Below are 25,351 nucleotides of genomic sequence, written 5' to 3' on the forward strand. Positions count from 1 at the left end.
CGGATCAGCCCTTCCGGGGGTGGTCTGCGCCGTCCTGGCGGGCGGCGGCGGCTTCGAGCGCGGTGGCGGTCTGGGCGACGGTGTGGTTGCGGAGCGCGGTGGCCAGGTCGAGGGCCAGTCCGTGCCGACGGGCGGTGACGAGCAGCGGGGCCACCAGCAGGGAGTCCCCGCCGAGGTCGCGGAAGTCGTCGTGCACGCCGACCTGTTCGAGGCCGAGGACCTCGGACCAGACCTCGGCGAGCACCTTCTCCAGGTCGGTGCGGGGGGCGGTGTAGGGCAGCGGGGTCGCGGTGGCCTGCCGGGAGGCCAGGGCGGCCTTGTCGCGCTTGCCGTTCGCGGTCAGCGGGAGCTGTGCGACGACGGTGACGGTGGCCGGGATGACGGCGGCGGGCAGGACGGCGCGCAGCCGGTCGCGCAGGGCGGGGACCTCGACGGGTGCCCCGTCGGCGGGGACCACCCAGGCGGCGAGCCGCTTGCCGCCGTCGGCGGCGTCCACCGGGGTGACGAGCGCCTCGCGGACGGCCGGGTCGGCGGTGAGGGCCGCTTCGGCCTCGCCGGGTTCGACGCGGTGGCCGCGGATCTTGACCTGCTCGTCGGCGCGGCCGGTGAACTCCAGGATCCCTCCGGGCAGCAGGCGGGCCAGGTCGCCGGTGCGGTAGATGCGGGTGCCGGGGAGCCCGTACGGGTCCGGCAGGAACGATTCGGCGGTGAGTGCGGGCTGCCCGGCGTAACCCCGGGCCAGTCCCTCGCCGCCGAGCCAGACCTCGCCCGCGATGCCGTCCGGCACCGGCCGCAGCCGCTCGTCGAGGATCCGCACCAGCACCCCGGGCAGGCTGGAGCCCAGCGGGACCAGCGTGCGGCCGGTGTTCGGGCGGACGTACCCGAAGGTGGCGGCGACGGTGGCCTCGGTGGGCCCGTACTCGGCACCGAGCAGCATCCGCCCGCCGGCCGCGGCGATCCGGGCGGAGACCCGCTCGGCCTGGGCGGTCGGGTAGGCGTCGCCGGCGCAGACGGTGATCCCGGCGAGGCCGCCGAGTTCGGAGTCCGTGAGCTGCGCCTCCAGCAGCCGGAGGTGGCCGGGGGTCAGCCCGACGAAGGAGTACGGGGCCCCGGACAGCAGCAGCGGCCCGAACTCCCCCGGCTGCCAGTCCTGCGGCAGCAGGTGCACCGGCTGCCCGGTGAGCAGCGGCGCGTACAGGGCGGGCAGGCCCAGGTCGAAGCCGACCGAGGTGAACCAGGGCGCGCCGCCGGTGCCCGCCTCCGCGTAGGCCCGTACGGCCCAGTCGAGGTAGTGGGCGAGTGCGCGGTGGGTGACCTCGACGCCCTTGGGGGTGCCGGTGGAGCCGGAGGTGTGCAGGACGTACGCCAGCCGGTCCGGGTCCGGGCCGAGGCCCAGCGGGCTCCCGTCGCCCTCGTGGGAGACGTCCTCGGCGGCGAGCACCCGCCCCTCGGGCAGGATCCCGGCGAAGCGTCCGGCGTACGAGGCCTGCGTGAGGGCCAGTTCGAAGCCGAGCCCGGCGATCCGGGCGTCCGGGGTGCAGGGGTCGACCGGGAGCTGCGCCGCGCCGGCCTTCCACACGCCGAGCAGGGCGGCCACCAGCTCGGGTCCGCGGTCCAGCAGGACGGCGACCCGGGTCTCGGGGCCCGCGCCGAGGGCGCGCAGCCTGCGGGCGATGCGGTTGGCCCGCTCGTCGAGCTCGGCGTACGAGGTGCCGGGGGTGCCGGCGCCGGTGAGGGCGGTGGCCCACGGGGTGCGGGCGGCCCGCGCCTCGAAGCCGGCGAGGACGTCCACCGGGGTCTCGGGGTGCGGCAGGGCCGGTGCGGCGAGGCGGGTCTTCTCGTAGGCGCTGGGGAAGGCGCCGGTGGCGTCCCCGTCGGCGCCGGTGCGGGCCATCTCGGCGAGCACGGCCTTGTAGAGCCCGGCGAGGCGTTCGGCGTTGGCCTTGGCGAGGGTCCTCGTACGGGAGGCGATCGACATGTGGCCGCGGACCGGGGTGCCGACGACGAGCGGGAACTCGTTGGGGCTGTCGTCACGGCTGGCCATGATGTCGATGAGTTCCACGTCGACCTGGTGGAAGTCGAGGTAGTGGAAGAGCACGTCGATCAGGTGGCTCTCGCCGCCGGCCACGCGCATGGCGGGCATCGGGTAGCGGCGGTGCGGCCACAGCGAGACCTCGCGGGCGAACACCTCCTGGGCCAGCTCGCCCCAGGTCGCGGCGCCCTTGCGGTAGGGGAAGGGCACGGAGTTGAGGTACATGCCGGAGACCCGCTCGGCGCCGGCCTCCTCGGGGCGGGCGTCGGCGACCATGCCGCCGCGGAAGGACCCGGCCCGGGTCAGCATCGACAGGACCTTGCTGTGCGCGGCGTGCAGGACGCTCTTGTACGGGACCTGCGCGGCCGAGGCGAGGGCGCGCAGGCCCGGCTCGGCCTCGGCGAGGTCGATGTCGATGCGGTAGCGCTCGTCGATGCCGTGCGGGTCGCCGCCCCAGCCGGTGGGGATGGTGAACTTCTCGTGGGAGTCGACGAGTTCGCGCCAGTAGTCGCGGTCCTCGGTGCTGGCCAGGGAGCGCAGTTCGCCGGCGATGAAGTCGGCGTAGCGGACGGCCGGGACGGGCGGGGCCGGTTCGGGTTCGCCGCCGGTGCGGATCGCGTTGTAGGCGCGGAGCAGCTCCATCAGCTGGGAGTGGTAGCTCCAGCCCTCGATGACGGGGTGGCACTCGGTGATGGACAGCCACCAGCTCTCGTCGTCGACGAGGTGGACGGCCATCCGCATGAGGGGGGCGGTGGTGAGGTCGAACAGTTCCTCGCGGTCGCGGTCGGCGAAGGACCACAGGGTGGACTCGCGGTCCTCGCGCGGCAGGTGGCGCAGGTCCTCGAAGACGCACGGCATGGTGACTGTGCCGACGGCGTGGACGAGCTGGAGCGGCTCGCCGTAGCCGGCCATGGCGAAGGAGGTCCGCATCACCTCGTGGCGTTCGACGATCAGGTCGGCGGCGCGCTGGAAGACCTCGGGGTCGAAGGGGAGGGAGTCGCGGATCCGGAAGGAGGTGATGTTGTGGTAGCGGTTCTCGCCGCTGCGGCCGTGCATCTCGACGAGCATTCCGGCCTGGATCCGGGAGACCGGGTAGGCGTCGGTGACGTCGGCGGGCAGGGTGAGCCGGTCCTCTTCGGAGATCAGGGCGAAGGGGGCGACGGGCCCGTCGGCGCGTTCGGCGGAGCCGTCGCCGGCCTGGTCGCCGAGGGCGGCGCGGAGCTTGGCGACGGTGCGGTGTTCGAAGACGTCGCGGACGCTGGTCTCCCAGCCGGCCTCGCGCAGGGCGCCGACGAGGGAGACGGCCCGGATGGAGTCGCCGCCGAGGTCGAAGTAGTTGTCGTGGACGCCGACCTTCTCCAGGCCGAGGACCTGGGCCCAGACGGCGGCGATGGAGGCCTCGGCGGCGTCGCGGGCCTCGACGTGTTCGCCGACGGCGGTGGCCTCGCGGCCGGGGGCGGGCAGGGCGCGCCGGTCGAGCTTGCCGTTGGCGGTCAGCGGGAGGGCGTCCAGGCTCAGGTAGGCGGAGGGGATCATGTAGGCGGGCAGGGCCTCGGCCAGCGCGTCCTTGAGGGCGGCGGGGGCGAGTGCGGCCCCGTCGGCTCCGGGGGCGGGGACGAGGTAGGCGACGAGCTGCTTGTCGCCGGGGGTGTCCTCGCGGACGAGGGCGACGGCCTCCTCGACGGCGGGCAGTGCGGTCAGGGCGGTCTCGATCTCGCCGAGTTCGATGCGGTAGCCGCGCAGTTTGACCTGGTGGTCGATGCGGGCGACGAAGTCGAGGCTGCCGTCGGGCAGGACCCGGGCGAGGTCGCCGGTGCGGTAGATGCGGGCGCCGGGGGCACCGTACGGGTCGGGCAGGAAGCGCTCGGCGGTCAGGTCGGGGCGGCCGGCGTAGCCGCGGGCCAGGCCGGTGCCGCCGATCCACACCTCGCCGGGGACGCCCAGCGGCAGCGGCCGCAGCTGCTCGTCGAGGACGTACATGGTGGTGTTCGGGATGGCCCGGCCGATGGAGACGAGCTCGGTGGTGACGGGGCCGTGGGGGGCGCCGTCGGCGGCGAGGAAGTGCGCCGAGTTGCCGACGGTGATCTCGGTGGGGCCGTACTCGGCGGCGAGGCGGGTTCCGTCGGGGCCCGCGGCGGCGGCCCAGCGCTCGGCGAGGCGGTGGGTGAAGGAGTCCCCGGCCGCGATGACCAGTCCGGCGAGGTCGCGGACCTGCGCGGGCTCCAGCTGCTGGGAGAGCAGGTCGAGGTGGCCGGGGGTGAGCTTGATGAAGGCGTACGGTCCCCCCTCCGCGAGGAGCGCGCCCAGGTCGGCGGTGTCGAAGTCCTGGGGCAGCAGGTGGACGCTCTGCCCGGTCATCAGCGGGGCGTACAGGTCGGGGACGCCGAGGTCGAAGGCGACGGAGGAGAACAGGGGCGCGCCGCCGGTGCCGGCCGGGGCGTAGGCGCCGGCGGTCCAGGTGAGGTAGTTGGCCAGGCCCCGGTGGCCGATGAGGACGCCCTTGGGCCTGCCGGTGGAGCCGGAGGTGTAGATGACGTAGGCGAGCTGGTCGAGATCGTACGCGGCGGGCAGTTCGGCCTCGGCGGTGGCGAGGGCGGTCCGCTCGGCCGGGTCGTCGACGACGACCAGGTCCGGCCCCTCGAAGCGGTCCGCGTGCCGGGACTGGGTGACGACGAGCCGGGTTCCGGTGTCGCCGAGCATGAAGGAGATGCGCTCGTCGGGGTAGCCCGGATCGATCGGCACGTACGCGGCGGCGGCCCGCCAGATGCCCAGCAGGGCGGCGACCAGGTCGGGGCCGCGGTCCAGGAGCACGCCGACGGTGTCGTCGGGGCGTACGCCGAGCTGGACCAGGCGGCGGGCGAACCGGTCGGCGCGGGCGTCGAGTTCCGCGTAGGTGAGCTCGCCGCCGGAGTACCGGACGGCGACCGCGCCGGGGGTGGCGGCGATCCGCTCGGCGATGGTCTCGAAGACGGGCCGCAGGGCGGCGGCGTCCACGGGGGCTCCGACCGGCTCGGCGGGGCCGTCGAGGAGCAGGGCGCGCTCGGCGCCGCCGATGAACTCCAGGGTGGACAGGGGGGCGCCGGGGCTTTCGGCGACGGCGGCGAGCAGCGCCGCGTAGTGGCCGGCGATCCGTTCGGCGGTGGCGTCCTCGAACAGGTCGGTGGCGTACTCCAGGGCGCCGTGCAGGGAGCCGTCGGGGCGCTCGGCGAGGTGCATGGTGAGGTCGAAACGGGCGATCCGGCCGCTGGCGGCGACCGGCCCGACCGTGAGGCCGGGCAGGTCGGGGCTGTCGGAGCCCTGCCCGGAGGCCAGGTCGAACATCACCTGGAAGAGCGGGGTGGTGGACAGGTCGCGTTCGGGCTCCAGCTCGTCGGCGATCCGGTCGAACGGGGTGTCCTGGTGGTCGAAGGCGTCCAGGACGGCGGTGCGGTTGCCGGCGAGCAGCTCGCGGAAGTCCGGGTCGCCCTGCCAGCGGCCGCGCAGCACGAGGCTGTTGTAGGCGTAGCCGGCCATCCGCTGGAGTTCGGGGCGGGTGCGGCCGGAGACGGCGGTGCCGACGCTGACGTCCTGCTTGCCGGTGTAGCGGCCCAGCAGTGCCTGGTAGGCGCTGAGCAGGACCATGAAGAGGGTGGCGCCCTCCTGTTCGGCGAGGGTGCGCAGCCGGGCGGCGGTGGCGGCGGGCACGTCGAACTCGGCGACGGAGCCGGCCCAGCCGCGTACGGAGGGCCGGGGCCGGTCGGTGGGCAGGCCGAGCGGTTCGGTGCCGGCGAGCTGTCCGCGCCACCAGTCGAGGGCGGCCTCGGCGGCGGGGCCGCTCTGGCGGGCGTTCATCCAGGCCGCGTAGTCGGCGTACTGGACGGGCGGTTCGGGCAGTACGCCGTCCAGCGGGCCGGTGACGGTGCCCGCGGCCCGGTAGCAGGCGGCCAGGTCGGCGAGGAGCAGCGGCCGGGTCAGCGCGTCGCAGGCGATGTGGTGCATGACCACGACCAGGACGTGGTCGTCGGCGGCCAGGCGCAGCAGCCGCACCCGCAGCGGGGCCTGGGTGGCCAGGTCGAAGACCTCGGTGGCGCGGGCCCGGACGAAGGCGGCCGCGGCGGCGTCCCGGTCGCCCTCGGCGACTCCGGCGACCTCGGTGACGGCGTAGTCGACGGGGCCGGCCGGGTCGATGGTCTGGCGGGGTTCTGCGCCGTCGAGGAGGTAGCGGGTGCGCAGGATCTCGTGGCGGGCGGCCAGCGCGTCGAAGGAGCGGCGCAGGGCGTTCTCGTCGAGGGGGCCGCGCAGCCGGTGGGCGAGCGGCAGCAGGTACTCGGGGCTGTCCGGGTCGAGCTGGTGCAGGAACCACAGCTGGCGCTGGCCGGCGGAGAGCGCCAGCGGTGCCCCCCGGTCGGCGCGCGGGATCCCGGTACGGGCCGGGACGCCCGCGGCGCGGCCCGCGCGGCCGGCGAGCCGTCTGCGCAGCAGCTCCGCGCGCAGCTCGTCCTGCGTGGGTGCGGTGGGTGCGGTCACGGCTGGTACTCCCTGTGGGCGATGGCGAGTTCGGCGTGGTCGAGGGTCTCGATCTCGAGGCGGACGGCCTCTTCGACGGCTGCGGCGAGCCCGGCGACGGTGGGGTGTTCGAAGACGGCGCGCAGCGGCATCTCGACGTCGAACTCCTCGTGGAGGCGGGCGATGACGCGGGCGGCGAGGACGGAGTTCCCGCCGATCCGGAAGAAGCCCTGGCGGGCGCCGATCCGGCGGGTGGTGCCGTCCTCCCCGGCGAGGACCTCGGCCCAGATCTCGGCGACGATCTCCTCGACCGGGCCCTCGGGCGCGGTGTACGGCTCGTCGGAGAGGGCCGCGGCGAGGTCGGGGGCGGGCAGGGCCGCCGTGTCGACCTTGTTGTGCCGGGTGAGCGGGATCTCGGGTACCGGCACCAGCAGTGCGGGGACCATGTAGTCCGGCAGGCTGCGGGCGCAGTGGTCGAGGAGTTCGGAGTCCCCGGGCGGGGTGGGGCCGCCCGGCACCCAGTAGCCGACGAGCGCGGCGGTGGAGCCGGTGCCGTGCACGACGACGGCGCACTGCGAGACCCCGGGGTGCCCGGCGAGGACGCCCTGCACCTCTCCGGTCTCCACGCGGCGGCCGCGGATCTTGGCCTGGCCGTCGGCGCGGCCGGCGAACTCGATGGTGCCGTCGGCGGACATCCGGGCGCGGTCGCCGGTGCGGTAGAGGCGGGCGCCGGGGGCCCCGTACGGGTCGGGCACGAAGCGTTCGGCGGTCAGGTCGGGGCGGCCGTGGTAGCCGCGGGCCAGGCCGGCGCCGCCGACGCAGAGTTCGCCGGTGGTGCCGTACGGGACGGGCTCCAGGTGGTCGTCCAGGACCCGGGCGGTGATGTGCGGGTAGGCGCGGCCGACGGGTACGGCGGTGGCGTTGTCGTGGGCGTCCCAGCGGGTCGCGGCGATGGTGGTCTCGGTGAGCCCGTACTCGTTGACGAACCGCAGCAGGCGGCGGGACAGGTCCCGGGCCAGGGCGGGCGGGCAGGGCTCGCCGCCGGTCTGGCCGACGAGCGGGCGCCGGCCGAGGCCTGCGTCGATGAGCATCTGCCAGTGCGGCGGGGCGACCTGGAGGTGGCTGACGCCGTGCTCCTCGATGAGCCGCAACTGCGCGGCGTGGTCGTTCAGGTCCCGCTCCTGGGCCAGGACCACCCGGCCGCCCGCGACGAGCGGCATGAGCAGCTCGGTGCAGGAGATGTCGAAGGTGGGCTGGGCGAGGGCGAGCCAGGCGTCGTCGGGGCCCTGGCCGAAGTCCAGGTGGGCCTGCGAGGCGCGGAGCATGGCCAGCAGGGTCCGGTGCTCGACGGCGACGCCCTTGGGACGGCCGGTGGAGCCGGAGGTGTACATGATGTACGCGAGGCGCACCGGGTCGGCCGGTGCCTCCGGCGGTGTGGTGGGCCAGGACAGCAGCCCCTCGGTGTGCTGTTCGCCCGCGCCTTCGGTACGGGTCCACGAGGCCAGGCCGTCCGCGGCGAGCGCGGGGTCGCTGGCCGAGGCCAGGGCGGCCGCGCCCGCGGCGGCGGCGAACTCGGCACTGGGCGCCCAGGTGGCGAGCCCGACGGCGGGCCGGGCGGTGGCCTCCGCAGCCGGCCCGGAGCCGGACGCACCGGCGACGGGGCCGGCGGGGGCGGACCCCGCGCGCACCCCCGCCGGACCGCCGGAGGCCGCGGCGAGACGGTCGTCGGTGTCCACCGCCAGCCAGGGGGCGTCGTGGTGGCCGCGCAGGCGGGTGGCGCCGGCCAGGTCGGAGACCAGCAGGGTGGCGCCGGCGTCCCGGAGGACGTAGCCGAGGCGCTCGTCGGGGGCCGCCGGGTCCAGCGGTACGTAGGCGGCGCCGGCCTTCCAGGTGCCGAGGTAGGCGGCGATCAGGTCGGGGGTGCGGCCCAGCATGACGGCGACGGTGGTCTCGGGGCCCGCGCCCAGTTCCCGCAGCCGCTGTCCGAAGGCCTCGGCGCGGCGCTCCAGCCGGGCGTAGCTCCAGCTCTCGCCGCCGCAGACGACGGCGGTCTCGTCCGGGGAGCGGCGGGCGACGGCCGCGATGGCGGTGTGCACGGCCTCCTCGTCGGTCCGGCCGGTGCCGGGTTCGGGGGCGCCGGGGCCCAGGGCGAGGATCTCGGCGCGCAGGGCGTCCGGGAGCAGGCCGGCCCGGCCGAGGCGGACCCCGGGGTCGGCGGTGACGGACTCCAGGAGCCGGACCCAGCCGGCCGCGAACCGTTCGACGGTGGCCGCGTCGAAGAGGGAGGTGGCGTACTCGACCATGCCGAGCAGGGAGCCGTCGGCCTGCCGCTGCACGACGAAGGTGAGGTCGGTGCGGGCGGACCGCCAGGCGCCGCGGAAGGCGTCGACGTCGTCCGCCGCGGTGGCGGTGCCGGTGCGGCCTTCCTCGTGCAGGTCGAACATGACCTGGTAGAGGGGGGTGCGGCCGGGGTCGCGGGCCTCGTCCAGTTCGGCGACGAGCCGGTCGAAGGGCAGGTCCTGGTGGGCGAAGGCGGCGCGGGCGGTGTCGCGCACCCGGACGAGGGCCTCGGTGAAGGTGGCGTCGGCGGGGGCGTCGCAGCGCATCACGAGCGTGTTGAGGAAGAAGCCGACGACGTCGGCGACCTCGGGCCGCTCGCGTCCGGCGACGGGCACGCCGACCGGGACGTCCCACTGGCCGGTGAGCCGGGCCACGAGGGTGCCGAACACGGTCAGCAGGGTCTGCTGGAGGGTGGCGCCGTGGCCGCGCCCGAGGGCGGCGGCCCGTTCGGCCAGCTCGGCGGGGACGGTGAACACGTGGGCGGCGCCGAGTCCGTCGCGGACGGCCGGCCGGGGCCGGTCGGCGGGCAGGTCGACGGGGAGGATGCCGTCCAGGGCCTGCTTCCAGTACGAGAGTTCCGCGCCGGCGGCGGATCCGGCCAGCCGGCTCCGCTGGTGGGCGGCGTGGTCGGCGTACTGCACGGGCAGGGCGGGCAGTTCGGCGGTGGTGCCGCGGTGGGCGGCGTCGGCGAGGGCGAGCAGGTCGCGTTCGAGGACGACGGAGGACCAGCCGTCGCAGGCGATGTGGTGGACGGACAGCACGAGGTGCAGGGAGTCGGCGCCGCGCACGGTGAGGGCGCGCCAGACGGGGCCGTCCTCCAGGTCGAAGGGGCGGCTGAACTCGTCCTCGATCAGGGCGTGGCGGGCGGCGGCCGTCCCGGCGCGGGTGGTGCGCAGTTCGACGCGGGCGTCGGCGTCGGCGATCTGGACGGGCTCGGTGCCTCGCAGGACGTAGCGGGTGCGCAGGATCTCGTGGCGTTCGGCGAGGCCGGTCAGGGCGGCGGCGACGGTGGCGTCGGCGTACTCGTGGGGCAGGGTGATGAAGACGGGCGCGTTCCACTCGGCGCTGCCGGGGCGCATCCGGTCCATCAGCCACAGGCCCTGCTGGCCGGGAGACAGGGGCAGGCCCTGCTCGGGGCGGTCCACGGGCCGGACGGTCTCGTCGGCGTCGGTTCCGGCGGTGGCCAGGGCGGGGCCGTCGGCGAGCAGGGCGGCCTGGGCCTCCACGGTGGTGGCGGTGAACAGGGCGCGCAGCGGGACCCGGGTGCCGGAGGCGGCCGTGAGGGCCTCGGCGAGCCGGCTGAGGAGCAGGGAGGCGCCGCCGAGCTGGAAGAAGTCGTTGGTGGCGCCGATCTCCTCGGCGGGGATGCCGAGGAGGGCGGACCACTGCTCGGCGACGACCCGTTCGGCGGGGGTGCGCACGGGGACGTGCGGGCCCTCGGCGGCGGAGGCGGCCGCGGCGGCCGGATCGGGCAGGGCGGAGCGGTCGATCTTGCCGTTGGCGGTGAGCGGGAACTCGGCGACGGGCACGTAGACGGACGGGATCAGCGGGTCGGGCAGGGCGCGGCGCAGGAAGGTGCGCAGTTCCTCGGGGCGCAGGAGTTCGCCGCGGGACTGGACCCAGGCGACGAGGCGGTGTCCGCCGGAGCCGTCGGGGACGGCGGCGGCGACGGCGGCGCGGACCCAGGGGTGGGCGGCGAGGGCGGCCTCGACCTCGCCGGTCTCGATGCGGACGCCGTTGACCTTGACCTGGTGGTCGAGGCGGCCGAGGTACTCCAGGGTGCCGTCGGCCAGCCAGCGGACCCGGTCGCCGGTGCGGTAGAGCCGCTCGCCGGGCGTGCCGTACGGGTCGGGTACGAAGCGTTCGGCGGTCTGGTCGGGGCGGCCCTGGTAGCCGAGGGCGAGGCCGACGCCGCCGGCGTGCAGTTCGCCGGGGACGCCGACGGGTACGGGCCGGCCGGCGGGGTCGAGGACGAGGGCCCGCATGTGGGCGATGGGACGGCCGATGGGGACGGCGCCGGTCTGCTGGGCGGGGTCCCAGCGGTGTTCGGTGACGTCGACGGAGGCCTCGGTGGGGCCGTAGGTGTTCCAGATCTCGGCGCACGGGGCCAGCTCGGCGAGGGCCCGGCAGAGTTCGGCGTGCAGCGGCTCGCCCGCGCTGAAGATCAGCCGCAGGGCGCCGGCGTCCTCCCAGCCGGACTGCTCGACCAGGCGCCGGTAGACGGAGGGCACGCCCTGCAGGACGGTGACCCCGTGCGCGGAGACGGCGCGCAGCAGGGCGGCGGGGTCGCGTTCGGCGTCCTCGGGGGCGACGGCGACCGCTCCCCCGCTGATCAGGGGGGAGAAGACCTCCAGGCCGGCGGCGTCGAAGCCGATGGTGGTCTTGAGCAGGAAGCGGTCGGTGGCGCCGAGCTTGTGGCGGTGGGCCAGCCAGCGGACCCGGTTGGCGATGCCGCCGTGCGGGACGAGGACGCCCTTGGGGCGGCCGGTGGATCCGGAGGTGTGCAGGACGTACGCGGGGCGGGCGGCTTCGGGGGCCAGGGGGAAGGCGGCGGCCTCCTCGTCCGGCACGGTCCGCGGGGCGTCGGCGACGTCGAGGACGGTGGTGCCGGCGGGCAGCCGGGCGGCGGTGGCCTGCGAGGCGAGCACGACGGCCGCGCCGGCGTCCTCCAGCACCAGGGCGAGGCGGGCCTCGGGGTAGTTGGGGTCGAGGGGGACGTAGCCGGCGCCCGCGAACCAGACGCCGAGCAGCGCGGCGATCAGTTCGGGGCCGCGCGGCAGGCAGACGCCGACGAAGTCGCCGGGCGCCACTCCGCGGGCGCGCAGGGCCGCGGCGTAGCGGCCGGCGAGCCCGTCCAGGGCGGCGTAGCCGAGGGCGGATCCGTCGGCGCCGAGGACGGCGGGGGCCTCGGGGGTACGGGCGGCCTGGGCCCTGAACAGGGCGGGCAGCAGCAGACGGCCGGGGGCGGATCCCGACTGCGTACGGTCGTTCACGTGCTCTCCTTCATCGGGATCGGGTGGCGTCGGCCGTGCCCGAGGCCTGGACGGACCGGGACTGGCCCGGCGGACCGGGACGGGCCCGGTGGTGCGGGTGGGTCAGGCCGCGGCGGCGGACATCCGCCGGCGCAGGCTGGCGGGACGCAGGTCGGTCCACACCTCGGTGATGCGGGCCAGGCATTCCTCGCGGGTGCCCTCGGTGCCCTCGGCGGTCCAGCCGGCGGGGAGTTCGCGCCCGGCCCACCAGATCGAGTACTGCTCCTCGTCGTTGAGGACGACGCGGTAGCGGGTCTCCGCCTGTCCGTCGCCGGGCCGGGTGTCGTTCTGCTGTTCGCTCATCGCTGTTCCCTTCGCGTGATCAGGTGCCGCCATCCTTGAAGAGGGCGCTATCGATGCCCTATCGAGCGCATATACGGGCCGGAAAGCGGGACGGGCCCCCGGCGCCGGATGGCGTCGGGGGCCCGTGGGAAGGGGAGGGTCGGTTCAGGCTGCCGTGCTGGTCACCGGGGTGCGCAGGGCGGCTTCCACGTCGTGGTCAAGGATCCAGCTCACGTCGGCGGCAGCGCCCTTGACGTCGCCGCCGGGGCCGCCGGGGCCGCCGCGGGGCTTGCCGCCCTCGCGGGAGCCGAGCTGTACCCGGGTGGTGTGGGGACGGCGGAGCGCTTCGTAGCGTTCGAGGGCGGCGGCGGTGCCGGGTGCGCCGGGGGCCGCCTCGGCGAGGCAGACGGCGAGGGCGACGGCGTCCTCGACGGCCTGGTTGGCGCCCTGTCCGTGGTGCGGGAGCATCGGGTGGGCGGCGTCGCCGAGCAGGGTGGTGCGGGCGGTGCTCCAGCGTTCCAGCGGGGCCCGGTCGTACAGGGCCCAGCGGCGCACCTCGCCGGCCGCGCCGACCAGTTCGCGCACCTGCGGCGCCCAGCCGGCGAGCACGGAGTCCAGGTCGGCCCGGTCGCCGGCGCTGGTCCAGGATTCGGCGTCGCCCTCGGGGGCCGGGGCGACCACCACGTAGGTGAACTCCCGCCCGCCGGAGACCGGGTAGCACAGCACCCGCGCGCCGGGACCCGCGAACATGTACATCCGGGCCGGGTCGAGCCCGGGTACGTCGGCCGCGGCGACGAGTCCGCGCAGGGCGCTGTTCCCCGAGTACACGGGGGTGTCGTCGCCGGCCAGGGCGCGGCGCACCGCCGAGTGCACCCCGTCGGCCCCGACGAGTACGTCGGCCCGGTCGGTGGTGCCGTCGGCGAACTCCAGCAGTACCCCGTCGGGGCGCTCCTCGTGGCGGACCAGTTCCTTGCCGGTGCGCACCCGGTCGGCCGGGACCAGGCCGGCCAGCATGCGGTGCAGGTCGCCGCGGTGGACGGTGAGGTAGGGGGCGCGGAACTGCCGCTCCCAGGCCTCGCCCATCTCCTGTACGGCCACCCGGGCGCCGTCGTGGAAGGCGCGGACCTCCAGCGCCTCGGGGCGGACGGCCAGTTCGGCGAGGCGGGGGCCCAGGCCGAGGCGTTCCAGCAGCCGGGTGCCGTTGGGGCCGAGGTGCATGCCGACGCCCTGTTCGCGCAGGGTCTCGCCGCGCTCGTACACGGTGACGTCCAGGCCTCGGGCGTACAGGGCCGCAGCGGCGGCCAGGCCGCCGAGTCCCGCGCCGATGACGGCGATGCGCGGGCTCACCGGTGCTCCCGGGCGTTCTCGAAGGACTCGAACTCGTCGAAGCCGTCGAAGCCGTCGAGGTCAGTGGCGGTGGTACCGAGGGCCAGCAGGGCCTCCAGCTCGTCCGCGCCGGCGAGTTCGACGTCGGCGACGGGGGTGTCCGGCTCCTTGACGGCGGCCGCGAGCATCCGCTCGTAGCCGTCGGCGAACCGGGCGACCGTCTCGCGGTCCAGTACGTCCGTGTCGTAGGAGAAGACGGCCGTGACCCCGTCCGGGGTCTGCTCGATGCGCAGCAGCAGGTCCAGCTGGCCCTCCTGCTGGGGTACGTCGATCAGGGCGATGTCGAGGCCCGCGTACGGGACGGACGGTCCCTCGCTCGCGCCGGGCGGCACGTTGGGCACCGGCGGTTCCATGCGGTCCATCTGGACCAGGAACAGCGCGGTGCGGAATACCGTGGCGCGGGGGAAGGCCAGGGCGCAGGGGTAGCGGACGTTGACCATGCCGCGCATGACCCGTTCGCCGGCCTGGGCGGCGGCGCTGCGGAAGGTGGAGCGGGCGTCGAAGTCGGCGCGGACCGGCATGGTGTTGAGGAAGCAGCCGATCACGTCGCGCTGGGCGCGGCCCATCCGGCTGGTGGCGGGGACGCCGAGGACGAAGGCGTCCTGGCCGGTCCAGCGGTGGGTGAGGGCCTGGAAGACGGAGAGGAGGTACGCGAAGGGCGTCACTCCGGCGGCGGAGGCCGCGGCGGGCAGGCCGTCGGCGGTGTCCTTCGCGAGCTGCCGCACGACGGTTCCGCCGCGGTAGGAGCGCAGGGCGGGCCGGGGCCGGTCCAGGGGCAGTTCGGCGGCGGCGGCACCGGCGAGCGACTCGTGCCACAGGGCGGCGGCCCGCTGTCCGGCCTCGGAGGCGGTGTAGCGCAGCTCTTCGGCGGCGTGGTCGGCGTAGGAGCCGGGGATGGGGCGCCAGGCGGGCTCGGCGGCGGCGGCGATGCCCGCGTAGGCGTCGAGGACGTCGCGGACCAGCAGCCAGCGGGAGGTGAAGTCGCTGACGATGTGGTGGGCGGAGGTGACCAGGGCCCAGTCCGAGTCGGAGCGGCGCAGCAGCACCACCCGGAAGGCTCCGGACTCCAGGCGGAAGGGGCGGGCGCCGGCCTCTTCGGCGGCGCGGTGCAGCTCGGCCTCGCCGGCCCCGTCGAGGTCGTGGAACTCCAGGCGGACCAGGGGCTTTTCGCTGACGGTGCGGCGGACTCCGGCGGCGGACTCGGTGAAGACCGAGCGCAGCAGTTCCTGGCGGGCGCCGACGGCGGTGACGGCGGCGTCCATGGCGACGGGGTCGACGCGGCCGCGCAGCCGCAGCGGCATGACGATGTTGTAGGCGGAGGCCTCGGGCGAGACCCGGTAGGCCGTCCACATGGACTGCTGGATCGCGGTGAGCGGCAGCGCCTCCACGGTGGTGGTGCTCATCCGCAGCCTCCTGCGTGGCTCATGTCCGTGGTGCGGCCGGCTCCGACGGCGGCGAGTTCCTTCTCCTCGGGCCGCGCGGCCGGGGCGGGGGCGCCTTCGGCGGGGGCCGCGTCGGCGAAGGAGGCGGCGAATTCCCGGACGCGGTCCAGGCCCCAGTAGGGCTCGCTGCCGTTGATGAAGTACGGGACCCCGAAGACCCCGTCGCGGTGCACGTCCATCAGGGCGGCGGCGCCGCGGGCGCGCAGGCCTGCGTCGTCGGTGGCGGCGGCCACGGCGGCGGCGTCCAGGCCGATCTCCGCGGCCAGTTCGACGACGGTGGCCGGGTCGCAGATGTCGCGGCCCTCCAGCCAGCGGGCGCGTCCGGCGCGGGCGACCCATTCGCGGCCGAGGCCCGCGTCCTGGGCGAGGAACCAGGTCAGGTGGGCCGGCTCCCACCACGGCGCGCGGTCGGCGGGCCAGGTCAGCGGCAGGCCCCGGTCGGCGGCGAGGCGGCGTACGTCGCGCAGGATGTAGAACTGCTTGGCGCGGCTCATCGGCGTGTACGGGAACTGCCCGCCGGCCTCGTCGAGCAGTCGGCCGGTGGTCTCGTCGGGCTCCCAGAAGGGGCGCCATTCGAGGCGGTCGAGCAGTCCGGGGTGCTCGCGCTCGATGTCGTGCAGGGCGAAGAAGTTGTAGGGGCTGCGCAGGTTGAAGTAGAACCGGGGCGGTTTGGCGGCACGGCCGGCCATGTCGAAACTCCTCTGTGAATCAGGCTGGTCCCGGTGGTCGGGCGGGTCAGACGACCAGACCGCCGTCGATGTGGAAGACCTGTCCGGTGATGTAGGAGGCGCGGTCGGAGGCGAGGAAGGACACCAGTTCGGCGACCTCGTGCACCTCTCCGAAGCGGCGCAGCGGGATGCGGGCCGCCATCTCCTTGGCGTGCTTCTCGGACAGGCCGCCGACCATGTCGGTGGCGATGAAGCCGGGGGCGACGGCGTTGGCGCGCAGGCCGCTGCGGCCGGACTCCTTGGCGAGGGCCTTGGTGAAGCCGATGATCCCGGCCTTGGTGGCGGAGTAGTTGCTCTGGGTGGCGTTGCCGGCGGCGGCGACCGAGGAGAGGGTGATGATGGTGCCGCGGCGGCGCTTCATCATCGGGAAGGCCACGGCCTTGGCGAAGTTGAAGGTGCCGTCGAGGTTGGTGCGGACCACAGCGTCCCAGTCCTCGTCCTTCATCATGGCGAGGTGGCCGTCGCGGACGATGCCGGCGGCGGTGACCAGCACCTCGACCGGGCCCAGCTCCGCCTCGGCCTCCGCGGTGAAGGCCCGGACCTGTTCGCGGTCCGTGACGTCCACCCGGCGGGCCAGCACCCGCGCCCCCAGCGCCTCGGCGGCCTTCGCGGCGAGCCGGGCGGCCTCCTCGTTGGACTGGTAGCAGAAGGCCACGTCGTGGCCGTCCCGCGCCAGGATCTCCACCACGGCCCGGCCGATGCCGCGGGAGCCGCCGGTGACGAGGGCTACCGGCCTCGGTGTCTCGGACATGGATAGGTGCCTCTCTCTCGGGACGCGGGTGTGCGTGTTCGGGGCGGGGTGCGGGGGGCGGGGGGGGCGCTGTCGGCGTGCGCCCCCCGCCCGGACGGGCCGGGTCAGCCGAGCCGGAGCAGGGTGGCTCCGACGGTGCCGTCCCGGTCGATGGCGGTGACCAGGGCGAGCCGGTCGACCAGGGCGGGCCGGGCGCCGGCGTGGGCGAGGACGGCGGCCAGCTGGAAGGCGGCCGAGGCGGCGGTGGCGTCGCCGACGAGGGGGCGTACGGCGATCCGCTCGCCCGCGACGGGCTCCAGCGCGGACTCCTCCTGCTTGCCGAGCAGTCCGGCGGGGTTGCCGGGGGCGACCAGGGCGACGTCCTCGGGGGCGGCGCCCGCGTCGGCGAGGACCGCCTCGACGCAGCGGGCCAGCGCGGAGCCGGCCCGGCCGCTCTCGGGGAAGGCCCGGAAGCGGGAGCCGAGCACGGTGGCGAGGACCTGGCGGCCCCCGTCGCGGGCGGCGTCCCCGCTCTCCAGCAGGAACAGCGCGGCGCCCTCGCCGAGCGGGTCGGGCTCGGCCCCGCCGTGGTCGGCGACCCGCTCCAGGCGGGCCCGCTGGACGGAGTACTCCTCGGCGGCGCCGGCCAGCAGCGCGTTGGCGTGGCCGCCGCGCAGCAGCCGGGAGGCGTAGTTCAGGGCGAGCAGGCCCGTGGCCGAGCCGCCGGAGACGGTGACGTTGGGGCCCTTGAGGGTGTGCCGGATGGCGCTCTGGCCGGTCGGGCAGTTCATCACGGTGTTCGGGAACCGGGCCGGGTCGACGAGGTAGGGCTTGTCGCCGGTCAGGGCGTCCTTGGTGAAGTCCATGATGGACTGGACGCTGCCGGAGGTGCCGAGCACCAGCCCGGTCTTCTCCGGGTCGGCGGCCAGGCCCCGGCCGAAGTCCTCCAGCAGTTCGCCGACGGTGACGACGGCGATGCCGGTGGCCCGGTCCATGGAGCGGGTGCCCTTGCGGCCGAGCACCTCCTTGATGTCGAAGCCGGGGATCAGGCCCGCGTCCTCGTAGGGGACGGGCCACTTCTCCGTGTCGACGGGGGCGGTGGCCGCCGTCTCCGCGAGGAGTCCCTCGGCGAAGGCGCGGCGGCCCAGCCCGTACGGGGAGCTGACCGCCCAGCCCGAGATGACGAGCTGCCGCTCGCGGGGTTCCGCTGCCGTGCTCATGCGACGGCGCTCCTCTCGTCTTCCCAGTGGCCGAGGACCAGCACGGCGTTGTTGCCGCCGAAGGCGAGTCCGTTGTTCTGCACGACCTTGAGGTCGGCCTCGACGGCCTCGTTCGGTACGCAGTCCACCCCGCACTCGGGGTCGGTGGTGCGGTGGTTGATGGTCGGCGGGATGAACCCCTCGCGCAGAGCCAGGGCGCAGGCGGCGGAGGCCAGGGCGCTGGCGGCGCCCATGGTGTGGCCGATCATCGACTTGATGGAGACGGTGCGGGGCAGGTCCTCGCCGAACACCTGGCGGATCGCGCCGACCTCGGTGACGTCGTTGGCCTTGGTGCCCGTGCCGTGCGCGGAGATGAAGTCCACGTCGGCGGGGGTGATGCCGGCATTGGCGTGCGCGGCGGTGATGCAGCGGGCGATCGAGTCCCGGTCGGGGGCGACCGGGTGGCTGGCGTCGCACGACAGCCCGTACCCGAGCACCTCGGCGTAGATCCGGGCGCCGCGGGCCAGGGCGGATTCCAGGGACTCCATCAGCAGGATGCCGGCGCCCTCGCCGGTGAGGATGCCCTGCCGGTCGGCGTCGAAGGGCCGGCACACGTCGGGGGCGATGGTGCCGAGCCGGTAGAAGCCGGTGAAGGTCTTGCGGCACAGGGCGTCGGCGCCGCCGCAGAGGGCCATCTCCACGTCGCCGGAGCTGATGGCGTCGTAGCCGTAGCCGACGGCGTAGTTGCCGGCGGCGCAGGCGGTCGGGACGGTGACCGTCTCGACGTCCTCCAGGCCCAGTTCGCGGACGATGCCGGCGGAGAGCCGGCCCGGCCAGACGCGCCGGGCGACCACCGGGTCGAGGGTGTCCTCGCCCTGGGCGACCTGGAGCCCGGTGAGGTGGTCCAGGTCGCGGGACTCGCCGTCGGTGGTGCCGACCGAGACCAGGGAGCGCCTGGCCCGGACGTCCGCCTCGGTGAGTCCGCCGTCGGCCACCGCCATGCGGGCCCCGGCGACCGCGAACTGTGCGGCCCGGCCGAGCTCGTCGGCGGGCAGCTCGCGCAGCCAGGCCTCCGGCTCGAAGTCGGTGATCTCGCAGGCGTTGGAATGGGCGAAGCCGGTGGTGTCGAACGCGCTGATGGGCTTGGCCCCGCTGCGTCCGGCCCGCAGGCCCTCGGCGAAGGCGTCGACGCCCGTGCCGATGCTCGTCACGACGCCGAGCCCCGTGATCACCACCCGGTGCCGGGCAGCGGGTCGCCGCCCCGTCGCGGCCGTCTGGGAGGTCACTTGCCCTCGGCCTCCGCGATCACGGCGTACACGCCGACCAGGTTGACCATGCGGCTGAGCTCGGCCTGCTCCAGCGTGATGCCGAAGACCCGCTCCAGCGAGGCGAGGATCTCGATGGTGCGCAGGGAGTCGGCGTCGTGCTCCTCCTTGAAGAGGCTGGTCTCGGTCACCTCGTCGAGGTCGAGCTCCAGGATGTCGCAGACGATCTCCTTGATCTGCTCCTTGCGCTCGGCGTCGAGGGTGGCGATCTGGGTGGTCATCCGAATTCCTCCGTTGGGTGGGGATCGTGCGGGGGGGGGGAGCGTTGGGTTCGATGGTGGGAGCGGCCGCTATCCGTGGCCTATATCCACCAGGTGCGGGGTGACCGCGGGCTGCGGGTCCTTCCACAGGTGGGAGACCTCGCCGAACTGGCGGCGCACCCAGGCGTCGTCGTAGATCGTCTCCAGGTAGCGGTCGCCGCCGTCGGGCAGGACGAGCACCACGTTGGAGCCCGGGATGATGTCCGGGGCGATCCGTTCCAGGGCGGCGACCACGGCCCCCGAGGAGCCGCCGGCGAGCACGGCCTCCTGGCGCACCAGCCGGCGGCAGCCCACGACGCAGTCGAGGTCGCCGACGTGGATGACCCGGTCCGCGTCCGAGGGGCGCAGCAGCCGGGGCACGACCGAGGCGCCGTGGCCCGGGATCAGCCGGGTGACGCGCTCGGGCGGGGCGAAGAGCACGCTGCCTATGGCGTCGACCGCGTTGACGGTGGTGTTCATGCCGTGCCTGCGGATGTACTCGGCGCAGCCGCCGAGGGTTCCGCTGGTGCCCGCGGCCACGACGAGCTGGTCGACGCGGCCGTCGAGGGCCTCGGCGATCTCGCGCATCGTGTTCTGGTGGGCGATCGGGTTGAGCGGGTTGGAGTACTGGTCGGGCCAGTAGGCGTCGGGGGTCTCGGCGACGAGGTCGGCGACCCGTCGCAGCCGGGCGGGCAGCAGCTCGCCGGTGACCGGGTCGGGGTCGACGACGATCTCGACCTCGGCCCCGTAGGCCCGCAGGATCGCCACGTTCTGCCGGGTCGTGCGGGCGTCGACGACGCAGATGAAGCGCAGGCCGAAATAGCCGCAGATCTGGGCGAGCCCGATCGCGAGGTTGCCCGAGCTCGACTCGATCACCGTGGATTTGCCGGGGACGAGTTCCCCGGACCTGATGCGCGCCAGCACCATGGAGAGTGCCGAGCGGTCTTTGATACTTCCTCCGGGATTGAACCGCTCCACCTTCGCGAACACCCGCGAGCCTAGGCCCGGCAGCAAACGCTCCAGTTCGATGAGCGGCGTTCCTCCCACTGTAGAGAGGATTCCCTTCGTCCCTTCGTCGTACGGCATCTGATGCAGCCATCCTCTGCTGGGAGTTGCGGGGTGCGGATACAACGGGACCGAGATTCGGCCAATCCGCTATATCGACGCCATACGGCTGGTTATAGGTGGCGCATAGTCGACGGTCCGAATCTCTTCCCATCGCACAACGGAACTCCCCAGCAGACGGAAGAGAGAGTCCCCACATGACCGGCACCGACTCGCGCATTCAGAAAGTCGTCATCCTGGGCGGCGGTACCGCCGGCTGGATGACCGCCGCATATCTCGGGAAGGCCCTGCAGGGCACCGTGGACATCACGGTCCTGGAGGCGCCGGCGATTCCGCGGATCGGTGTCGGCGAGGCCACCGTCCCGAACCTCCACAAGGTCCTCTTCGACTACCTCGGCATCGCCGAGGAGGAGTGGATGCGGGAGTGCAACGCCAGCTTCAAGATGGCGGTGCGGTTCGTGAACTGGAGAACCGGCGGCAAGGGGCAGCCGGACGCGCGTGAGCTGGAGAACGGCGGCCCGGACCACTTCTACCACCCGTTCGGCATCCTGCCCGACAGCGACAACGTCCCGATGTCGCACTACTGGGCCAAGCGGAAGCTGGAGGGCCAGACCGAGGAGCCGTTCGACTACGCGTGCTTCCGCGAGCCCCCGGTGATGGACGCGAAGAAGTCCCCGAAGTGGCTCGACGGCACCCCGTCCACCCGCTACGCCTGGCACTTCGACGCCGCCCTCGTCGCCGACTTCCTGCGCCGCTTCGCGACGGAGAAGCAGGGCGTCAACCACGTCCAGGACGAGATGACGCACGCGGAGAAGGACGAGCGCGGCTTCGTCAGGGCCCTGCACACCAAGGCCGGCCGGGTGCTGGACGCCGACCTGTTCGTGGACTGCTCCGGCTTCCGCGGCCTGCTCATCAACCAGGCCATGGAAGAGCCGTTCATCGACATGAGCGACCACCTGCTCTGCGACAGCGCCGTCGCCACCGCGGTGCCGCACGACGACGAGGCGAACGGCATCGAGCCGTACACCTCCGCCATCGCGATGTCCTCCGGCTGGACCTGGAAGATCCCGATGCTGGGCCGTTTCGGCTCCGGCTACGTCTACTCCAGCAAGTTCACGACGAAGGAGGAGGCGACGAAGGAATTCAGCGACCTGTGGGGCCTGGACCCGGAGACGACGAAGTTCAACCACGTGAAGTTCCGGGTCGGCCGCAACCGCCGCGCCTGGGTGAACAACGTGGTGAGCATCGGCCTCTCCTCCGCCTTCCTGGAGCCGCTGGAATCCACCGGCATCTACTTCATCACCGCGGCCATCTACCAGCTCGCCAAGCACTTCCCGGACCGCAACTTCAACCCGGAGCTGACGAACAGCTTCAACCACGAGATCGAGGTGATGTTCGACGACACCCGCGACTTCATCCAGGCGCACTTCTACTACGCGCCGCGCAACGACACGCCCTTCTGGCAGGCCAACAAGGAGCTGACCCTCCCGCAGAACATCCAGGAGAAGATCTCCGCCTACAAGGCCGGCCTGGCCATCAATTCGCCGATCGCGGACGAGTCCACGTACTACGGAAACTTCGAGGCCGAATTCCGCAACTTCTGGACGAACGGCAGCTACTACTGCGTCTTCGCCGGCCTCGGCCTGGAGCCGGACGCCCCGCTGCCGATCCTCGCGCACAAGCCCGACTCCGTGGCCGGCGCCGAGGCCCTGTTCGGCAAGGTCAAGCAGGAGCAGGACCACCTCCTCGACACCCTCCCCAGCACGTACGACTACCTGCGCAAGCTGCACGGCTAGTCCCCCCGACGCTTCCTTCCGGTGCACAGGCCCGGAACCGGCCCCTCCCTCCGGTTCCGGGCCCCCGCCGCACCCCTCTGATCCCAGGAGAGTCCCCACTCATGACAGCCACCTCGCAGCCGTCCCCCTCCGCCCGCGCCGGCCTCGCCGAAAGCGCGGCCGAAGCCGACATCAGGCCCCTGATGTCGGCCTTCCCCTCGGGCGTCTCGGTGATCACCACGATCGGTACGGACTCCGAGCCGCGCGGCATGACGTGCAGCTCGCTCGCCAGCGTCGCCCTCTCCCCGCCCACCGTGGTGCTGTGCCTGCGCACCGCGAGCCCGACCGTCCAGGCCGTCCTGGAGACCGGGCACGTGGCGGTCAACCTGCTCCACGAGAACGCCCGCCCCGTCTCCGACCTGTTCGCCTCGGGCGCCCCCGACCGCTTCGAGAGCGTCGAGTGGCGGCTGCCGCTGGGCGCCGGCGGCCCGCACCTGGCGGAGGCCTCGCACGCGGTGGCCGACGGGGAGGTCACCCAGGCCGTCGAGTTCGGCGACCACACCGCCGTGTTCGTCCGGATCACCCGGGTCTCGCTGCGCGAGGACGAGGCGCCCCTGCTGTACGGCAAGCGCCGCTACGCCCGCTGGACCGACGCCACGGCCGTCCCCGGCCCACCCGCGGCGGCCCCTCCCCTGCCGGCGATACCCGCCCCGCTCGCCGTCCCGCAGGCCCCGGAAGGAGCGGCCCGTGTCCGCCCGTGACCCGCTGCCCGACCTGCTGATCGCCATCCCCGCCGTCATCATCGCGTGCAAGGCCGGCGCCATGCTCTTCCGCCGGCTCGGTCAGCCGCCGGTGGTCGGCGAGATCGCCGTCGGCATCCTGCTCGGCCCCTCGCTGCTCGGCTGGCTCTGGCCCGATGCCCAGACATGGCTGTTCCCCGGGACGGTCCTGCCGTTCACCGGGGCGTTCGGAAACATCGGTCTGCTGGCGTTCATGTTCCTGGTGGGCCTGGAACTCAACCTCTCGGCCCTGCGCGGGCACAGCCGTACCGCCATCGGCGTCAGCCAGGCGAGCATCGCGCTCCCGCTGGTCCTCGGCTCGGGCCTGGCCCTGCTGATGTACGACACGATGGCCCCCAAGGGGGTCACCAAGCTCGCGTTCGTCCTGTTCATCGCCGTGTCCATGAGCATCACGGCCTTCCCGGTGCTCGCCCGGATCCTCACCGACCGGGGGCTCTACAACACCCGGATCGGCGCGCTGGCCATGGCCTGCGCGGCGGTGGACGACGTGACCGCCTGGTGCCTGCTGGCCGCCGTGGTCGCCGTCAGCACCAGCAGCTCCCCCGTCGAGGCGGCCACGACCGCGGCGCTCGCGGCCCTGTTCCTGGCGTTCATGATCTACGCGATCCGGCCGCTGCTCGCCAAGTGGGCCGTACGGGCCGCCCGCACGGTGGACTCCGTCGTCCTGGTGGTGCTCTTCAGCGGGCTGTGCCTGTCGGCCTTCACCACCGACAAGATCGGCGTGCACGCCCTGTTCGGGGCCTTCGTCTTCGGGGTGATCACCCCGCGCGGCTCCCGGGTGATCGAGCTGTGCGCGGCCCGGCTGCGGGCCTTCACCATCCCCATCCTGCTGCCCCTGTTCTTCGTCAACACCGGTCTGAAGACGGACGTGGGGCTGATCGCCGCCGATCCGATGATGTGGCTGTGGGCCGGCGCCGTCATGGTCGTCGCCTTCCTCGGCAAGTGGGGCGGCAGCACCGCGGCGGCCCGCGCCACCGGCCAGTCCTGGCGGGACGCCATGTCGATCGGGGCGCTGATGAACTGCCGCGGCCTGACCGAGCTGGTGGTGCTGAACCTGGGGCTGGAGCTGGGGGTGATCGGGCCCGAGCTGTTCACGATGCTGGTCCTGATGGCCCTCCTGACCACGGCGATCACCTCGCCGGCCCTGTCCTGGATCCGCAAGGGCGTACCCCCGGGCAAGGAGGCCGACGACGTGGCCGACGGACCACTGGTCCACGAGCCGGTACGGCTGCCGGCGAAGGCGGCCGCCCTGTCCCCCTGACCCTTCGGCCCCGACCGCCGCCGGTGCGGCCGAGCCGTCCCCCTCCCAGGGACCGGCCCGGCCGCACCGCGGCGCGTCCGCGTTCCGTACGGTGCGTACCGCTCACCGCCCCGCGGCGGCGAGCGGCGCTCCGGCGTGTCCGGACGCCGCCCGCGCCCAGCGCTCCAGGACCGCCTCCGCGGCCCCCGAGTCCAGGGAGGCCGCCGCGGCGGCGACCCCCTCGCGCAGCCGCTCGGTGACCGTACGGCCCCGGGACGGCTCGGCCGCGGCCAGCGCGGCGGCGGCCGAGAGCAGCACCGCGTCGCGTACCGGACCCCGCTCCCCGCCGGCGAACAGCCGCCGGGCCACCTCCGCGTTGTGCGCGGCGTCCCCGCCGCGCAGCGCGTCCACCGGGGCGGGCGCGATGCCCGCGTCGCGGGGGTCGAAGGATTCCTCCCGGACCCTTCCCCCCTCGACGCTGAGCACGGTGGAGGTGGTGGTGACGCTGAGCTCGTCCAGGCCGTCGTCCCCCCGGAACACCAGGGCGCTGCCGCCCCGGCGGGCAAGTACCCCGGCGATCAGCGGGAGCAGCCGGGCGTCCGCCACGCCGACCGCCTGGGCGGTCGGACGGGCCGGGTTGGTCAGCGGCCCGAGCGCGTTGAAGACGGTCGGGATCCCCAGCTGCTTGCGGACGGCGGCGGCGTGCCGCATGGACGGGTGGAAGTCCGGGGCGAAGCAGAAGGTGATCCCCGCCTCCTCCACGAGCGCTGCCACCCGCGCCGGCTCCAGGCGCAGCCGCACGCCCAGCGCTTCCAGCACGTCCGCGGAGCCGGAGGCCGAACTCGACGCCCGGTTGCCGTGCTTGACGACCCGGGCACCCGCGCCGGCCGCGACGATCGCGGACATGGTCGAGATGTTGACCGTACGGGCCCCGTCGCCGCCCGTGCCGACCACGTCGACCGTGGCACCGGGGACGTCGAGGGGGACCGCGTGGTGGAGCATGGCCCGTACCAGACCCTCCAGTTCACCGACCGTCTCCCCCTTGCCGCGCAGCGCGACCAGGAAGCCGGCGAGCTGCGCGTCGGTGGCCTCGCCGCTCATCACCCGGTCCATGGCCCACGCGGTGTCGGCGGCGGCCAGGTCACGGCCGGCCAACAGGGTCTCCAGCAGGGCGGGCCAGCTGCGCGCTTCGCGGGCGGGTTCTGGTCTGGCGGTGGTCACTTGGGTCTCCCTCGGTTGGGTCGTCGGTGT

General features: G+C 74.3%; 15 protein-coding genes. 3 read left to right on the top strand and 12 right to left on the bottom strand.

Going from position 1 to position 25,351, the window contains the following annotated elements:
* Positions 1-4 precede the first annotated feature (4 nt).
* From OG553_RS06925 to sbnA, 11 genes are all read right to left on the bottom strand, one after another.
* Positions 5-6,538, bottom strand: coding sequence for an amino acid adenylation domain-containing protein (locus tag OG553_RS06925; protein WP_405978142.1), 6,534 nt, complete (start codon positions 6,536-6,538; stop codon positions 5-7).
* Positions 6,535-11,850, bottom strand: coding sequence for an amino acid adenylation domain-containing protein (locus tag OG553_RS06930; RefSeq protein ID WP_405978143.1), 5,316 nt, complete (start codon positions 11,848-11,850; stop codon positions 6,535-6,537). The genes OG553_RS06925 and OG553_RS06930 overlap by 4 nt, the downstream gene beginning before the upstream one ends.
* Before the next feature lie 102 nt (positions 11,851-11,952).
* On the bottom strand, positions 11,953-12,192 hold the full coding sequence (locus OG553_RS06935) for an MbtH family protein (protein ID WP_405978144.1): 240 nt from the start codon (positions 12,190-12,192) through the stop codon (positions 11,953-11,955).
* Positions 12,193-12,336: 144 nt separating this feature from the next.
* Positions 12,337-13,518: an FAD-dependent monooxygenase gene (locus OG553_RS06940; RefSeq protein WP_405978145.1), complete on the bottom strand. Its 1,182-nt coding sequence runs from the start codon at positions 13,516-13,518 to the stop codon at positions 12,337-12,339.
* Complete coding sequence (locus OG553_RS06945) at positions 13,515-14,960, bottom strand: condensation domain-containing protein (RefSeq protein ID WP_405978146.1); 1,446 nt, start codon at positions 14,958-14,960, stop codon at positions 13,515-13,517. Before OG553_RS06945 ends, OG553_RS06940 begins: the two co-directional genes overlap by 4 nt.
* Entirely contained in the window at positions 14,957-15,688 is a 732-nt protein-coding gene (locus OG553_RS06950) for a 2-hydroxychromene-2-carboxylate isomerase (RefSeq protein ID WP_405978147.1), read from the bottom strand. Before OG553_RS06950 ends, OG553_RS06945 begins: the two co-directional genes overlap by 4 nt.
* A 46-nt stretch (positions 15,689-15,734) precedes the next feature.
* Positions 15,735-16,478 carry a 3-oxoacyl-[acyl-carrier-protein] reductase gene (gene fabG / locus OG553_RS06955; protein WP_405978148.1) on the bottom strand — a complete coding sequence of 248 codons (744 nt, stop codon included), beginning with the start codon at positions 16,476-16,478 and terminating at the stop codon, positions 15,735-15,737.
* Between the two features lie 104 nt (positions 16,479-16,582).
* Positions 16,583-17,677: a beta-ketoacyl synthase N-terminal-like domain-containing protein gene (locus OG553_RS06960; protein ID WP_405978149.1), complete on the bottom strand. Its 1,095-nt coding sequence runs from the start codon at positions 17,675-17,677 to the stop codon at positions 16,583-16,585.
* Entirely contained in the window at positions 17,674-18,942 is a 1,269-nt protein-coding gene (locus OG553_RS06965; RefSeq protein ID WP_405978150.1) for a beta-ketoacyl-[acyl-carrier-protein] synthase family protein, read from the bottom strand. Before OG553_RS06965 ends, OG553_RS06960 begins: the two co-directional genes overlap by 4 nt.
* The gene (locus OG553_RS06970; protein WP_007267082.1) at positions 18,939-19,202 is read right to left on the bottom strand and encodes an acyl carrier protein; all 264 of its coding nucleotides are present in this window, start codon (positions 19,200-19,202) and stop codon (positions 18,939-18,941) included. Before OG553_RS06970 ends, OG553_RS06965 begins: the two co-directional genes overlap by 4 nt.
* Positions 19,203-19,271: 69 nt before the next feature.
* Entirely contained in the window at positions 19,272-20,306 is a 1,035-nt protein-coding gene (gene sbnA / locus OG553_RS06975) for a 2,3-diaminopropionate biosynthesis protein SbnA (protein WP_405978151.1), read from the bottom strand.
* A 176-nt stretch (positions 20,307-20,482) separates the two neighbouring features.
* Here sbnA and OG553_RS06980 point away from each other — a divergent pair, with 176 nt between their 5' ends.
* The 3 genes from OG553_RS06980 to OG553_RS06990 all read left to right on the top strand — a co-directional run bounded on the left by OG553_RS06980 (position 20,483) and on the right by OG553_RS06990 (position 24,121).
* Positions 20,483-22,081, top strand: a complete 1,599-nt coding sequence (locus OG553_RS06980) for a tryptophan halogenase family protein (RefSeq protein ID WP_405978152.1) — start codon at positions 20,483-20,485, stop codon at positions 22,079-22,081.
* A 101-nt stretch (positions 22,082-22,182) separates the two neighbouring features.
* Positions 22,183-22,821, top strand: a complete 639-nt coding sequence (locus OG553_RS06985; protein WP_405978153.1) for a flavin reductase family protein — start codon at positions 22,183-22,185, stop codon at positions 22,819-22,821.
* The gene (locus OG553_RS06990; protein WP_405978154.1) at positions 22,808-24,121 is read left to right on the top strand and encodes a cation:proton antiporter; all 1,314 of its coding nucleotides are present in this window, start codon (positions 22,808-22,810) and stop codon (positions 24,119-24,121) included. The genes OG553_RS06985 and OG553_RS06990 overlap by 14 nt, the downstream gene beginning before the upstream one ends.
* A gap of 102 nt (positions 24,122-24,223) precedes the next feature.
* On the opposite strand, the gene trpD is transcribed toward OG553_RS06990, so the two are convergent.
* Positions 24,224-25,321 (bottom strand): anthranilate phosphoribosyltransferase, encoded by a 1,098-nt coding sequence (gene trpD, locus OG553_RS06995; protein ID WP_405978155.1) that lies wholly within the window; start codon positions 25,319-25,321, stop codon positions 24,224-24,226.
* Positions 25,322-25,351 lie beyond the last annotated feature (30 nt).

The sequence above is a fragment of the Streptomyces sp. NBC_00158 genome (assembly GCF_045160885.1).
Taxonomy (GTDB): domain Bacteria; phylum Actinomycetota; class Actinomycetes; order Streptomycetales; family Streptomycetaceae; genus Streptomyces.

Excerpts from the sequence above, each read along its gene's own strand:
- OG553_RS06935 (WP_405978144.1), bottom strand. The coding sequence starts at position 12,192 with ATGAGCGAACAGCAGAACGACACCCGGCCCGGCGACGGACAGGCGGAG.
- OG553_RS06945 (WP_405978146.1), bottom strand. The coding sequence starts at position 14,960 with ATGAGCACCACCACCGTGGAGGCGCTGCCGCTCACCGCGATCCAGCAG.
- OG553_RS06950 (WP_405978147.1), bottom strand. The coding sequence starts at position 15,688 with ATGGCCGGCCGTGCCGCCAAACCGCCCCGGTTCTACTTCAACCTGCGC.
- fabG (WP_405978148.1), bottom strand. The coding sequence starts at position 16,478 with ATGTCCGAGACACCGAGGCCGGTAGCCCTCGTCACCGGCGGCTCCCGC.
- OG553_RS06960 (WP_405978149.1), bottom strand. The coding sequence starts at position 17,677 with ATGAGCACGGCAGCGGAACCCCGCGAGCGGCAGCTCGTCATCTCGGGC.
- OG553_RS06970 (WP_007267082.1), bottom strand. The coding sequence starts at position 19,202 with ATGACCACCCAGATCGCCACCCTCGACGCCGAGCGCAAGGAGCAGATC.
- sbnA (WP_405978151.1), bottom strand. The coding sequence starts at position 20,306 with ATGCCGTACGACGAAGGGACGAAGGGAATCCTCTCTACAGTGGGAGGA.
- OG553_RS06980 (WP_405978152.1), top strand. The coding sequence starts at position 20,483 with ATGACCGGCACCGACTCGCGCATTCAGAAAGTCGTCATCCTGGGCGGC.
- OG553_RS06985 (WP_405978153.1), top strand. The coding sequence starts at position 22,183 with ATGACAGCCACCTCGCAGCCGTCCCCCTCCGCCCGCGCCGGCCTCGCC.